We start from the raw sequence: 1079 nt of genomic DNA, 5'->3' as shown, positions 1-1079 counted from the left end.
TGTGGTCGCAGCGGGTGTTCATTCTAAAGCTTTGGTTCGCCAGTTAACCGGTGTGAATGTCCCGATACAAGCTGAGCGAGGCTACCATCTCATGATGAATGACAAGCGTGAGTCATTGCCGTTTCCTATCAGTTCTGCCGACAGAAAGTTCATTATGACGCCCATGTCTGAAGGCTTACGTTTGGCGGGAACAGTCGAGTATGCCGATGTGAAATCGCCACCAAACATGAAGCGCGCAGAGATGTTGTATCAGCAGGGGAACGCGATGTTTGAGTCCGGTTTAAATCCGTTGGAACAGCAGGAAAAGTGGATGGGAAATCGACCTTCAACAATCGACTCGTTGCCGGTAATCGACCAGTGTTTTAATGGCAAGGTATTGCTAGCATTTGGTCATCAGCACTTGGGATTGCCTCAAGCGGCGATCACTGCAGACCTAATCTCTGAGCTCGTTGCAGATAAGCCAACATCGGTGAATATTACGCCGTTCACACTACAGCGATTTGCCTAAAAAATTTTAAAATTAAATATTGTATAAAATATATTTAATGCTAATGTTAACGAAAATTTAACAAATGTGGTGTCCAACAGCCGTAACGGATACCTCCAGAAAAACAACCAAAGGAGTAAACCATGTCACGAATGACGAAAACACCACTGGTGATGTTGATTTCAGGAATGCTGTTGGGTACCTCGGCATACGCTGAAGATAAACTAACGGTCGTCTCATGGGGTGGCGCGTTCACCAAAAGCCAAGTAGAGGCTTACCACAAACCATTCATCCAAAAGACTGGTGTTGAGATCGTATCGGAGGATTTCAGTGGCGGTTTGGCGGAGATAAAAGCGCAAGTAGAAGCAAACAACGTGCGTTGGGATTTGGTCTCGCTGGATAAACCAGACATTGTTCGAGGCTGCGCGGAAGGGCTTTTGGAACCCGTCAACCCCAGTATTCTGCCTCCCGGCGCTGACGGGACACCAGCAAAAGAGGATTTTATCGATGGGGCGATCCACGAGTGTGCGATTAACACCATTGTCGTATCGACCGTCTTAGCGGTGAACGAGGATGCTTTCAAAGGTAAAGC

General features: G+C 47.3%; 2 protein-coding genes. Both read left to right on the top strand.

The window, feature by feature from the left end:
• The coding region (locus tag R8N28_RS26720; RefSeq protein ID WP_318183857.1) for an FAD-dependent oxidoreductase at positions 1 to 508 on the top strand (508 nt) is incomplete at its 5' end.
• 122 nt (positions 509 to 630) lie between these two features.
• The coding region (locus tag R8N28_RS26715; protein WP_412079940.1) for an extracellular solute-binding protein at positions 631 to 1079 on the top strand (449 nt) is incomplete at its 3' end.

This window comes from Vibrio sp. Vb1554 (assembly GCF_033344235.1).
The sequence above is the reverse complement of the archived record's forward strand: the minus strand, read 5'-3'. Positions and strand labels throughout refer to the sequence as shown.